This is a genomic window from Pseudoalteromonas sp. L1, assembly GCF_021728095.1.
Classification (GTDB): Bacteria; Pseudomonadota; Gammaproteobacteria; order Enterobacterales; family Alteromonadaceae; genus Pseudoalteromonas.
In genome coordinates this window covers 1-12,490 of sequence record NZ_JAKKCT010000003.1, presented here as the reverse complement: position 1 = coordinate 12,490, position 12,490 = coordinate 1, and the positions used below count along the sequence as shown (strand labels likewise).

Here is a 12,490-nt window from a genome sequence, read left to right as displayed (position 1 = left end):
ATACTTGAAGACAGTTAATTTAAATAAAAGGATTGCATAATGACGACCGTAATCATTCTGTTACTGGTTGCTGTGATTGTGATTTTTGCTGTAAAAGATATTCGCATTAATCTGATCACTCGACCTACGTTTAGTATGTTTAAAAAAGTATTACCCCCCTTATCACAGACAGAACGTGAAGCCATGGAAGCGGGTGACGTGTGGTGGGATGGTGAGCTATTTAGTGGCAACCCTGACTGGCAGAAACTACATAGTTTTCCTAAACCTGAACTCAGTGATAAAGAACGCGCATTTATGAGTAAGCAGGTTGAGACGTTACTTGCTATGCTTGACGATTATCAAATTGTTCAAAAAGATAAAGACCTACCAAAAGAAGTCTGGGAATATTTAAAGAAAGAAGGTTTTTTTGCGTTAATCATTCCTGAAGAATTTGGTGGACGTGAATTTTCAGCCATTGCTAATTCGACCATCGTATCAAAAATTGCAACCAAAAGTTTAACGGCAGCAGTAACCGTGATGGTACCAAACAGTTTAGGCCCAGGTGAGCTATTGCTGCATTACGGAACTAAAGAGCAACAAGAGCGCTGGTTGCCAAGCTTAGCTAAAGGTGATGATGTGCCTTGTTTTGCGTTAACTGGCCCAGAGGCAGGGTCGGATGCCGGTAGTATTCCCGATACTGGCATTGTTTGCATGGGCATGCATAATGGTGAAGAAGTAATCGGTTTAAAGCTCAATTGGTCAAAACGCTACATTACCCTTGCACCGATAGCTACAGTGCTTGGTCTTGCATTTAAAATGTACGATCCTGATGGTCTGTTGGGCGATAAAAAAGAGTTAGGTATTACTTGTGCGCTTATTCCGACTGATCACGAAGGTGTGCAAACGGGTGAGCGTCATTATCCTCTCAATATGGCATTTATGAATGGCACAACCTATGGTAAAGATGTCTTTATTCCACTTGATTGGATCATTGGTGGCGAAAAGGGGGCTGGTCGAGGTTGGCGCATGTTGGTTGAGTGCTTAAGTGCAGGTCGTGGTATTTCGCTGCCGGCACTCAGCACTGCAACAGGCCACCTTGCATCACGTATGACATCGGCGTATGCGACCGTAAGGCAACAATTCGGTGTATCGATTGGGCAATTCGAAGGCGTGCAAGAAGCGCTTGCGCGTATCGGTGGTTTAACATACACCCTTGAATCTGCAAGGTTAATGACCGCTGGTGCCATAGACTTAAAACTGAGTCCATCAGTCGTGACTGCCATTGCTAAATATCATATGACAGAAATGGGTCGCACTGTAATGAACGATGCCATGGATATTCATTCAGGCAAGGGCATTCAAGTAGGTCCTAATAACTATCTTGCTCATGGTTACATGGGGATCCCTGTATCGATCACCGTCGAAGGGGCAAATATTCTTACTCGTAATTTGATGATTTTTGGTCAAGGTGCGACTCGTTGCCACCCATTTGTTTTAAAAGAAATGGAAGCCGCTGCAATGGAAGATCATGACCTTGCACTGAAAGAGTTTGATTCATTACTGCTACAGCATATTTTGTTTGCAACAAGCAATGCGGGTATGGCTTTTGTACATGGTTTAACACGCAGTTACTTTGCTAAATCTCCAGTGTGTGGAGTGACAAGTCATTATTACAAACAGTTGAGCCGAATGAGTCGAGGCTTAGCATTTTGTACTGATGTTGCTATGTTGGTATTGGGTGGCGAGTTAAAACGCAAAGAGATGATATCGGCGCGTTTAGGCGATGTACTGAGCCACTTATATCTCGCCTCATGTGTTCTGAAGCGTTACGAAGATGAAGGGCGTCAACAAGCCGATTTACCGTTTGTTCAATATGCTGTAGAACATTCGCTTTATAGCATTGGCCAAGCATTTGATGGCTTTTTCAAAAACTTTTCGAACCCGATTGTTAACTTTTTACTGAAACGTATCGTTTTCCCATTAGGTAACCATTACCATCGCCCAAGTGATGAGCTAGCACAAACTATGTGTGAGCACATGAGTAACCCCGGTGTATTTAGGGACAGATTAACCCATTTATGCTATATCGATGATAAAGCGGGAACTGGTGTAATGGAAAATGCGTTCTTAGCTATGATAGATACGCAGGAAGACTTTAAACAATTACGAAAATGGCAAAAAGAAGGCTCGATTTCTCGTAATCTAGAGCTTGAGGATGCTATCGTCGAAGCTGCTGAGAAAAACTTAATTAATGCAACAGTCGCTGAGCGTATGAGTGAAGCAAATGCGCTACGTAAGCAAGCAATCGCTGTGGATAATTTCGCGCCTGGCGAACTTTAATGCGTTCATTAAAAAGCCTTGCTTAGCAAGGCTTTTTTGTCTTCACTTATCTAGCAAAAGGGTCGGGGTTAATTTTTTCAATATACCAATCACCTTTCTTACGTATCATTTTAACGCTACGCATATCATCAATTTTTTTGCCATTGAAGTAGCCAGTGAAAATAAGGTTGATATTGGCTTTATCACCGTACTGCTCTCGCAAACTCATATTCGTCATGTCGACTTCGATCACGACTTCATCGTACTGCATATTAACCAAATTACGGGCAAACTGGTTAGCGGTACCATAAGATTTCATAATCCGCGCCATTTTTGGCGTTGCATATTGGGTCGCTAAGTTTAAATCTTGTTTATTATATAAAGCGTCAAAGAAGAGTGTTGCCGTTACTCCTGGAGTATTTTTTTCACCTTTCGGAGCATCTTCAGGCCCGCATCCGAGCAGTAGAACACTGCTTAGTAGGGCACAAATAAAAAGTATTTTTTTCATTGTTCATGGTTTAGAAAATATAATTTGCCTTTAGTGTGTGACTAAATAACTTTCTTGTAAAGGAGGTTAGGTGTTTTAGGTTGGTTTATTTTTATTTTATAATAAAAAAGGATGCAATATGCATCCTTTTTTATCTTAATTAAGCTGTTTATTGAACAAGCTCTTTGTCACTGAATTCTTCAGCAAATAATGGGCTTGATAAATAACGCTCTGTCGCACTTGGTAAAATTACCACAATATTCTTACCTGCATTTTCAGGTTTTTCTGCAAGTCGTTTTGCCGCAACAACTGCTGCACCAGATGAAATACCTACCAAGATACCTTCATTTTTCATTAGCTCATGCGCCATTGCAATCGCATCTTCATTTGATACTTGCTCAGCAGCATCAACAACTTCTAGGTCTAAGTTACCTGGGATAAAGCCTGCACCGATACCTTGAATTTTATGAGGACCAGGTTTGATTTCTTCACCTGCTAAAGTTTGGCTAATAACAGGTGAGTTTGTTGGCTCAACAGCAACAGATTGAACATTTAAACCTTTTTCTAGTTTAAGGTAGCGGCTTACACCTGTAATAGTACCGCCCGTGCCGACACCTGCTACGAAAATGTCGATTTTACCATCCATTGCTTCGTAGATTTCAGGACCCGTTGTTTCAAAGTGAATTTTCGGGTTAGCTGGGTTTTCAAATTGTTGTAAAAGAATGTATTTTTCAGGCTCACTCGCTTGAATTTCTTTTGCTTTTTCAATAGCACCATTCATGCCTTTAGCGCCATCTGTTAAGACTAAGTTGGCGCCCAATGCTTTTAATAGCTTACGACGTTCTAAGCTCATTGTATTGGGCATGGTCAGTGTCAATTTATAACCACGCGAAGCAGCAACAAAGGCAAGAGCAATACCTGTATTACCAGATGTCGGTTCGATTAACTCTTTTTCTTTCGTTAAAACACCTGACTTTTCTGCTTCCCAGATCATTGAAGCGCCAATGCGGCATTTAACACTGAAGCTTGGGTTACGTGATTCTACTTTAGCGAAAACATTACCTGAGGTAACGCGATTAAGCTTTACAATTGGCGTATTGCCAATCGTTAATGAATTATCTTCAAAAATGTTAGACATAGTGTTCCCTTGGAAGCAATTTATCAATCGTGATCAAATAGCTTAGGCTACCGATCTGTAATAGTCACACTTTACTTCGCCAAATAAAAAACGAAAGTAAAGTTTGGCTATAACATATAGCGAATAGGCTTATAGCTTTTAGGAATAAGCCAAAAATCATCAGAGCTGCCACATAGTCGGGGGAGTTTTTACGCTTGAAGAATTAAGAGAGTGATTAGTTCGGCTTCTTCAAATGGGCAATCACTTGGCATGTATTTAATTCAACAATTATAACTGAGATCAATTTTCAAATTAGATTCTTGCCAGTTGTGATGGTAAATTGCGCAATCAAACGTAAATTTGGCTGTTTTATAACAAAAGTAAATCAAAACGTGGTAAAAGATTACCACCTAAAAATTGAAGTGATCGTTATGAATTTAATTCTAAAGTTAATTGCTGGCATTGTTGCTGGTATCTTAGTGGGACTATATGTGCCATTAACAGGTGTTGAACTCCTTTATACAGTAAAAGAAATAATAGGTCAGTTGATTACCTTTACGATACCGTTGATCATTTTATTCTTTATTGCATCAGGTATTGCAGGCTTACCCAAGGGCTCAGGTCACTTGCTTGGTAAAACAGTAGGGTTTGCTTATGGCTCGACTATTATTGCGGGCACACTTGCATTCTTACTAGTTAGTACGATTATTCCGTTGTTTGACGGTGGCTTAACCTACGAAGCAGAAATTGCGACTGAAGTAGGAAGCTTTATCGATTTAGAAATTCCTCCTCTTATGGGGGTTATGACAGCCTTGGCTACTGCATTTGTGTTTGGTATTGGCATGAGTCAACTGCAACTTGATACATTAAAAAAAGTGTCAGACCAAGGACGCGATGTAATTGATGGCTTGTTAGCAAAAGTTATTATCCCCGCGCTTCCTTTTTATATTGCAGGTGTTTTTGCTGAAATGACCGTTGCAGGCACAGTCGTTGATACACTACAAACGTTTGGTATTGTCTTACTCGCTGCACTGATTATGCACTGGTTATGGTTAACAGTTTTATATGTTAGTACCGGTCTTTTATTAAAACGTAATCCAATAGAACTTGTAAAAAATATGCTTCCAGCTTATTTTACTGCTTTAGGGACAATGTCGAGTGCTGCAACGATTCCAGTTTCATTACGTGCGAGCAAAGCAAATAATGTAAAAGAAGATGTTGCAAACTTTACTGTACCATTGTGTGCAACCATCCATTTATCAGGCTCAACTATTACGATAGTTACTTGCGCATTAGCCGTTATGTTTTTGTCACCGAATATGGATGTGCCATCATTATTCGGCATGTTGCCATTTATTATGATGTTAGGTGTCGTCATGATTGCAGCACCAGGTGCACCAGGTGGCGCAGTGATGTCAGCATTGGGGCTTTTAACCAGTATGCTTGGCTTCAATGAAGGCGCCGTTGCATTAATGATTGCACTATATTTAGCGCAAGATAGCTTTGGTACTGCTTGTAATGTTACAGGCGATGGTATTATTGCATTGTGGGTTGATCGCTTTAGCGAGAAAGCCTCGTCATAAAATTAATTTGCGAGGCGATATTTGATTTATCGTTTCGCTGTTTCTGTGCTAATGTGGCACATTAAATTGTGCGAAAGCATATATTTGGGTTATTCGAGGGTGTTCCATTGATTAATGTACTTTTAGTTGATGACCATGAACTTGTACGGACAGGGATCAGACGTATACTTGATGATGTTCGTGGTTTTAAAGTGGTTGGTGAAGCTAAAACCGGTGAAGAAGCAGTACAATTTTGCCGTCAAAATTCACCTGATATAGTGTTAATGGACATGAATATGCCAGGTATAGGCGGGTTAGAAGCAACGAAGAAAATCTGTCGTTATTGCCCAGACGTAAAAATAATCGTACTTACTGTGCATTGCGAAGACCCATTCCCTAGTAAAGTGATGCAGATTGGTGCTCATGGTTACCTAACCAAAGGGGCAGGTTCAGATGAAATGGTTAATGCGATTCGTGCTGTAAATGCTGGGCAAAGGTACATCGCACCAGAAATAGCACAGCAAATTGCACTTGCACAGGTTAGTGGTCGAACAGATGAAAATCCGTTTCAGAGTTTATCTGAGCGTGAGTTACAAATTATGTTAATGATTACTAAAGGTGAAAAAGCGCAAGATATCGCTGACCGTCTTAACCTCAGTTCAAAAACAGTGAATAGTTATCGCTACCGCATGTTTGAAAAGCTTAATGTGGGTGGTGATGTAGAGCTAACTCATTTAGCGATCCGCCATAAAATGATCGATATTGATAGTTCGCATTAATTTGCTCAATGTCTGATTTCGATTCTGCCCGCTTTCTTAAAACATTATCAAGCGAACCTGGTGTCTACAGGATGCTTGATAATGAAGGGCAAGTAATTTATGTGGGGAAGGCTAAAAGCCTAAAAAAGCGTGTTAGCAGTTATTTCCGCAGTAATGTTACTGATAGTAAAACCCGTGTCTTAGTAAGTAATATTTGTGGTATTGAAGTCACTCTAACTAATACCGAAACCGAAGCTCTATTACTTGAAAATAATCTAATAAAAAAATATCAGCCTCGCTACAATATTTTACTGCGAGATGATAAATCATATCCGTATATTTTACTGACTGATCATAAACATCCACGCTTAGCTTTTCACCGCGGTAGTCGCAAAATTAAAGGCGAGTATTTTGGGCCTTTTCCCAGTGCAGGTGCCGTATCCGAAAGCTTGCGGTTAATGCAAAAGATCTTCCCTGTTCGACAATGTGAAGATGCTTATTATCGAGCTAGAAGTCGTCCTTGCCTTCAATACCAATTGAAGCGTTGTTCTGCACCCTGTGTTAATAAAGTTTCTGATGAAGAATACAAGCAAGAAGTTGATTTTGTTCGTAAATTTTTATTGGGTAAATCACATGAAGTCATTGCTGACTTGATTGCTAAGATGGAGCAAGCCAGTAAAGAGCTGAAATTTGAATTAGCTGCAAAAGTGCGCGATCAAATAATGCTACTTAGGAAAATGCAGGAACAACAATCTATTTCAGGCAATCATGCTGAAATGGACGTTGTGGGCTTTGCTCATCTGAATGGTTTAAATGCCGTTCACTTATTAATGATCCGCGACCATAAAGTGCTGGGTAGTAAAACCTACTTTCCAAAAGTGCCAAAGGATTCAGGACAAGAAGAAATTTTGACTTCTTTCTTAGGCCAGTATTATTTAGCGCCTGGTGCAACAGGGCGTATTGCCAAAGAAATTATATTACCGTTTAGTATTGAAGAGGGTGAGCCTTTAAGTGAGGCACTTACCGCTATTTCAGAGCGCAAAGTGAGCTTAAAAGTTGCCAATCGAGGTGAGCGGGCACAGTATCTAAAGCTAGCTAACAAAAATGCATTAAATAGCATCAGTGTAAAACAAAGTACCCAAGACTCAATTAATAAACGCTATGCGCAATTAAAAGAAACGTTACGCCTTGACGATATTAATCGCATGGAATGTTTTGACATCAGTCATACAATGGGTGAGAACACGGTTGCAAGTTGTGTTGTGTTTGATTCGCAAGGACCCAATAATAAAGAATATCGCCGTTTTAATGTAACGGGGATTACTGGTGGAGATGACTATGCCGCCATGGAGTTTGCATTAAATAAGCGCTACAACAAAGTAGTCGACGAAGAAAAAATACCCGATGTTATTTTCATCGATGGTGGTAAAGGTCAACTGTCTCGTGCTGAACAGTATTTTGAAACGTGGCCGCATAATAAAATGCCTCTGTTAGTGGGTGTTGCAAAAGGGACTAGCCGAAAACCAGGGTTAGAAACTTTACTCATAGATGGAGGACGCAAAACAATTCCACTTGATTCAGATGCGCCGGCTCTTCATTTAATTCAACATATTCGTGATGAATCACACCGTTTTGCTATTGCAGGTCACCGTAATAAAAGACAAAAACAGCGAACTCAATCACTACTCGAAGAGATTTCTGGGGTAGGGCAAAAGCGTCGTCAATCAATTTTAAAATATTTAGGGGGCATGCAAGGGGTAAAAGCTGCTAATATAGAACAATTAAAACAAGTTCCTGGGATCAGCCCTGAAATGGCTGAGAAGATATTTAATCATTTGCATGACAAGGCGTAGCCTTCATGCGAATATAGAAAAAAAGACATCTCCAAGTAGTTATGTGGAATATTCCAAACACACTCACAACCTTTAGACTTTTTCTAATCCCTATTTTTTTGGTGATTTTTTATTTGCCATTCTCATGGGCGTTTTTCGCAGCGGCATTTGTATTCTGGCTTGCGTCAATCACTGATATTCTTGATGGCTACTTAGCTCGTCGACTTGATCAGTCAACACCTTTTGGTGCTTTCTTAGATCCTGTCGCCGATAAAGTAATGGTTTGCGCAGCACTTGTAGCGCTTTCTAGTCACTATCAGAGCTTATATATGACAATACCTGCACTTGTTATTATTAGTCGTGAAATTGTTATTTCTGCACTGCGTGAATGGATGGCCGAGCAGGGTAAACGCGACAATGTGGCCGTATCAAATATGGGCAAATTCAAGACCGCCGCACAAATGCTAGCGATTATTGGCTTAATTTGGCAATTTGACACTTGGATGATCTACTTAAGTTATGGGCTTTTATATATCGCGACACTGTTAACGCTTAGTTCTATGTTGCAATATTTGATGGCTGCGTGGTCTGAGTTGACCAAAAATTGATCCTAAACGTCTAATTACACACCGTTTTAGATAAAAAATAAGCAAACAGTTCAAAACTAGCATTTTTTATATTGACGCGTTTAATAATCTCTGTAGAATGCGTCCGTGTTGAGAGGGCATAGCCCCCAAGATAAAGAAAGCGGCACTAGCTCAGTTGGTAGAGCGCAACCTTGCCAAGGTTGAGGTCACGAGTTCGAGCCTCGTGTGCCGCTCCAATTATCTAGCTTGGCGGAATGGCAGAGTGGCCATGCAGCGGATTGCAAATCCGTCTACCTCGGTTCGACTCCGGGTTCCGCCTCCATTCAACACTCCACGCGCTCTAAGAGCAACCCGATGCCCGGGTGGTGGAATTGGTAGACACAAGGGATTTAAAATCCCTCGTTCGTAAGGACGTGCCGGTTCAAGTCCGGCCCCGGGCACCATTTGTGGTTAACTGCAACACCAAGTGTAGTTTTAAAACTTTTAGATTTAACCTTAGAGTTAATATGATGCGGCACTAGCTCAGTTGGTAGAGCGCAACCTTGCCAAGGTTGAGGTCACGAGTTCGAGCCTCGTGTGCCGCTCCATATTAGCTTTATCCACTTGCTTTAAATAGCAAACCCGATGCCCGGGTGGTGGAATTGGTAGACACAAGGGATTTAAAATCCCTCGTTCGTAAGGACGTGCCGGTTCAAGTCCGGCCCCGGGCACCATTTAAGTGGTAACTAATTTAAATTTGCGGCACTAGTTCAGTTGCAGAACGTTATCATCGCAACCTTTAAGGTTGTGCAACAACGGACAAAACACTGACAAAAACAAATTTGCGGCACTAGCTCAGTTGGTAGAGCGCAACCTTGCCAAGGTTGAGGTCACGAGTTCGAGCCTCGTGTGCCGCTCCAATTATTTGGAAGCGATAAGGCGGAATGGCAGAGTGGCCATGCAGCGGATTGCAAATCCGTCTACCTCGGTTCGACTCCGGGTTCCGCCTCCATATAATACTCCACACGCTCATATGAGCAACCCGATGCCCGGGTGGTGGAATTGGTAGACACAAGGGATTTAAAATCCCTCGTTCGTAAGGACGTGCCGGTTCAAGTCCGGCCCCGGGCACCATCTATATAAAATACCTCTTTCCTATTTCATTTATATTTCTTTTAATAATCTCATCAACTTATTTTTTTATTGCCAAAATAGCTCTATAGTTTCCTAAGTCTTTTTTAAGTACAACTGAACTCAATAAATAGAATCAAGGAAAGACAATGGAGCAATTTAAACGGGGCTTAAATCAGTTTTGGGTAGGCGCAGTGTTTGGGGTTTGCTTAGCAATTTCATTAGTGCTTATTCCTATCGCAATTATTATGTCGAACATTAATGACGTACTTAAAATTCATGAAGTTAATGTGTTAGTTGAAAAAGTATCGACTGTTTTCGATAAATCAGAACAGGCTATTAGTAATGCTAAAGCGGCGCTAACCGATTTTGATAATGACGTAGTGATGGATATGCTGACTGCCGTACAATCTTATCAGCAACAAACACAGTCATTATTATCCTTTGAGCAAAAACAAGTATTAAAAGAGCAAATTAAAGAACAGCTTGCACAGCAACTTAAAGCTAAACTCAACGAGCAGCAGACGACATTCATATTATCTGTCTTTGAAAAGTTAGCAAATACAAAAAAGGGAGCGCAAGCGCTCCCCAATTAACTACTTATTAAACTAAATTATTTGCGCCACGCGCCTTTAGGAATTGTTTGATCCAGTTTTTTGTTTTGCGAAGGATCAAAAGTAGGTAACTTACCCGCTTTGCGTTGAGTATTGTAATCCTTAGCTAACCAAATAACGACTCCAGATAACATGAATAGTGCTATTACGTTTACAATAGCCATTAGTCCCATTGAAATATCCGCAAGGGTCCACACGATTGGCAACTCGCCTAGTGCACCAAACATGACCATTCCAAGAACAAGTAATCTAAAAACTAACATACCAGCTGCATGATTATGTTCTAAGAACAATAAATTAGTTTCAGCATAAGAATAATTTGCAACAATAGAGGTAAATGCAAAAAACAAAATTGCCACAGCAATAAAAGTTGCGCCCCAACTGCCAACATGCTCCTCTAGTGCTGCTTGTGTTAATGCAATACCAGTCACTCCTGAATCAGGTATCAGTTGTTGGGATAATAAAATCAGTGCCGCAGTAGCGCTACATATGATAATAGTATCAACAAATACACCTAGCATTTGTACGTAACCTTGAGAAGCAGGGTGAGGAGGGTTGGGTGTAGCAGTCGCTGCGGCGTTTGCCGCACTACCCATACCTGCCTCATTAGAAAACAGACCACGTTTAATACCTTGGATCATTGCCTGCATTACACCATAACCAATAGCACCAGCGCCTGCTTGCTCAATGCCAAATGCGCTATTTATTACATGCATAAATACATCAGGTAATAAATTGTAGTTACTTATACAAACATAAAGAGCGACGAGGAAGTAGGCTAGAGCCATAAAAGGCACGACCATTTCTGCAAATCGAGAGATTGTTCTTAACCCACCGAAGATAATAATGCCAGAGCCAAGAACAAGCGAGATACCAACTATATAATTAGGGATTCCAAATGCAACTTCGAAGGCTGCTGCAATAGAGTTTGATTGAACAGCATTAAAGACAAGACCGAAAGCTAAAATTAAGCAAAGTGAAAAAATAACGCCCATCCAGCGCTTACCTAAACCGTATTCCATATAATAAGCAGGGCCACCGCGAAAGTTACCCTCTTCATCGACGGTTTTATAGGCTTGTGCAAGTGTGCTTTCGGCAAAACTGGTCGCCATTCCTATTAGTGCAATCAGCCACATCCAAAATATAGCCCCAGCGCCACCTAAATAAAGTGCAACGGCCACGCCTGCCATATTACCCGTGCCAACTCGAGCTGCTAGGGAAGTACAAAATGCTTGAAATGAAGAAATACCTTCACCACACCCTTTGCGACTTTGGAACATCACTTTGACCATATGAGGAAATTGGGTGAATTGGATAAAGCCAAGTCGAAGTGTAAAAAATAGCCCCGCAGCTATTAATAGGTAAACCAGAATGTGGCCCCAAAGAAGGCCACTTATACTATTTATAATATCTGTCATTTTTTCTTGCCTTGTGAGCGAGTGGAATCTGCGGCGAAACTTACCATAACAAGAGAGGAGAGTTTAGTTATTCTGTTAAAAAACTCACGTTATCCACAACTTGCTGTGTGTAACTTGTTTGCATTTAGTGGGTATCTAAGTAATTTAAAAATAATCAAAAAAACCTTCAAAAAGTGCTTGCGTTAATTCTTCGCATCCCTATAATGCGCATCCACTGACACGGCGGGCAGCAATGAAAAGCGCTGAGCAAAGTGACAGAGAGTTAAGTAAAACTTCGGTTTAAAACGGTCTAAAAAGAAAGTTTGAAATTAAGTGTTGACTCGAAAATTTAAGGATGTATTATACGCATCCCTAGCGACAACGTCGCAACGTTCTTTAACAATATAAAGCAATCATCTGTGTGGGCACTCGTACAGGTTGAGTTCTAACAGCAGAGCTACTTCGGTAGGGATGCAAACAAATTTAGAGTCTCAATTGAACTGAGTGACCAACGGCAATAAATTTATTTATTGCAGCACAGTCAATTCGATATCGAAAGATATCAAAATTCAGAATTCATTGAGCATGTCCTTCGGGACAGAAAAAACTTTTAATTGAAGAGTTTGATCATGGCTCAGATTGAACGCTGGCGGCAGGCCTAACACATGCAAGTCGAGCGGAAACGAAGAGGAGCTTGCTCCTTTGGCGTCGAGCGGCGGACGGGTGAG

General features: G+C 40.9%; 9 protein-coding genes, 8 tRNA genes and 1 rRNA gene. 15 read left to right on the top strand and 3 right to left on the bottom strand.

Translation table 11 applies throughout. The annotated features are described in order from the left end of the window. The first annotated feature begins 39 nt into the window (after positions 1–39). Complete coding sequence (locus L3V38_RS10125) at positions 40–2,319, top strand: acyl-CoA dehydrogenase (protein ID WP_237119341.1); 2,280 nt, start codon at positions 40–42, stop codon at positions 2,317–2,319. Positions 2,320–2,365: 46 nt separating this feature from the next. Here L3V38_RS10125 and L3V38_RS10120 read toward each other — a convergent pair whose 3' ends face one another. Beyond that, on the bottom strand, positions 2,366–2,806 hold the full coding sequence (locus L3V38_RS10120) for a hypothetical protein (RefSeq protein WP_130151447.1): 441 nt from the start codon (positions 2,804–2,806) through the stop codon (positions 2,366–2,368). 148 nt (positions 2,807–2,954) lie between these two features. Continuing rightward, positions 2,955–3,923 carry a cysteine synthase A gene (cysK, locus tag L3V38_RS10115; protein ID WP_237119340.1) on the bottom strand — a complete coding sequence of 323 codons (969 nt, stop codon included), beginning with the start codon at positions 3,921–3,923 and terminating at the stop codon, positions 2,955–2,957. Positions 3,924–4,333: 410 nt separating this feature from the next. Here cysK and L3V38_RS10110 point away from each other — a divergent pair, with 410 nt between their 5' ends. The 13 genes from L3V38_RS10110 (at position 4,334) to L3V38_RS10050 (ending at position 10,347) form a co-directional block, all read left to right on the top strand. After that, positions 4,334–5,485, top strand: a complete 1,152-nt coding sequence (locus L3V38_RS10110; protein WP_130151449.1) for a dicarboxylate/amino acid:cation symporter — start codon at positions 4,334–4,336, stop codon at positions 5,483–5,485. A 107-nt stretch (positions 5,486–5,592) separates the two neighbouring features. Next, entirely contained in the window at positions 5,593–6,243 is a 651-nt protein-coding gene (gene uvrY, locus L3V38_RS10105; protein WP_062570775.1) for a UvrY/SirA/GacA family response regulator transcription factor, read from the top strand. A gap of 8 nt (positions 6,244–6,251) precedes the next feature. After that, on the top strand, positions 6,252–8,075 hold the full coding sequence (gene uvrC, locus L3V38_RS10100) for an excinuclease ABC subunit UvrC (RefSeq protein WP_062570776.1): 1,824 nt from the start codon (positions 6,252–6,254) through the stop codon (positions 8,073–8,075). 41 nt (positions 8,076–8,116) lie between these two features. After that, positions 8,117–8,662 (top strand): CDP-diacylglycerol--glycerol-3-phosphate 3-phosphatidyltransferase, encoded by a 546-nt coding sequence (pgsA, locus tag L3V38_RS10095; protein WP_062570777.1) that lies wholly within the window; start codon positions 8,117–8,119, stop codon positions 8,660–8,662. Positions 8,663–8,801: 139 nt separating this feature from the next. Next, positions 8,802–8,877: transfer RNA gene (locus tag L3V38_RS10090), tRNA-Gly, on the top strand. A gap of 12 nt (positions 8,878–8,889) precedes the next feature. Then, a tRNA-Cys gene (locus L3V38_RS10085) sits at positions 8,890–8,963 on the top strand. Positions 8,964–8,997: 34 nt separating this feature from the next. Continuing rightward, a tRNA-Leu gene (locus L3V38_RS10080) sits at positions 8,998–9,084 on the top strand. A gap of 68 nt (positions 9,085–9,152) precedes the next feature. After that, a tRNA-Gly gene (locus L3V38_RS10075) sits at positions 9,153–9,228 on the top strand. 39 nt (positions 9,229–9,267) lie between these two features. Next, positions 9,268–9,354: transfer RNA gene (locus tag L3V38_RS10070), tRNA-Leu, on the top strand. 110 nt (positions 9,355–9,464) lie between these two features. After that, positions 9,465–9,540: transfer RNA gene (locus L3V38_RS10065), tRNA-Gly, on the top strand. 18 nt (positions 9,541–9,558) lie between these two features. Beyond that, positions 9,559–9,632: transfer RNA gene (locus L3V38_RS10060), tRNA-Cys, on the top strand. Positions 9,633–9,667: 35 nt separating this feature from the next. Further along, positions 9,668–9,754 (top strand) — tRNA-Leu (locus L3V38_RS10055). A gap of 146 nt (positions 9,755–9,900) precedes the next feature. Beyond that, a complete protein-coding gene (locus tag L3V38_RS10050) occupies positions 9,901–10,347 on the top strand; it encodes a hypothetical protein (RefSeq protein WP_237119339.1) in 447 nt (148 codons plus the stop codon). A gap of 17 nt (positions 10,348–10,364) precedes the next feature. On the opposite strand, the gene L3V38_RS10045 is transcribed toward L3V38_RS10050, so the two are convergent. Next, positions 10,365–11,783, bottom strand: coding sequence for a sodium:alanine symporter family protein (locus L3V38_RS10045; RefSeq protein WP_130151452.1), 1,419 nt, complete (start codon positions 11,781–11,783; stop codon positions 10,365–10,367). 590 nt (positions 11,784–12,373) lie between these two features. On the opposite strand from L3V38_RS10045, the gene L3V38_RS10040 reads away from it, so the two are divergent. Next, positions 12,374–12,490 (top strand): 16S ribosomal RNA (locus L3V38_RS10040); the annotation flags it as partial.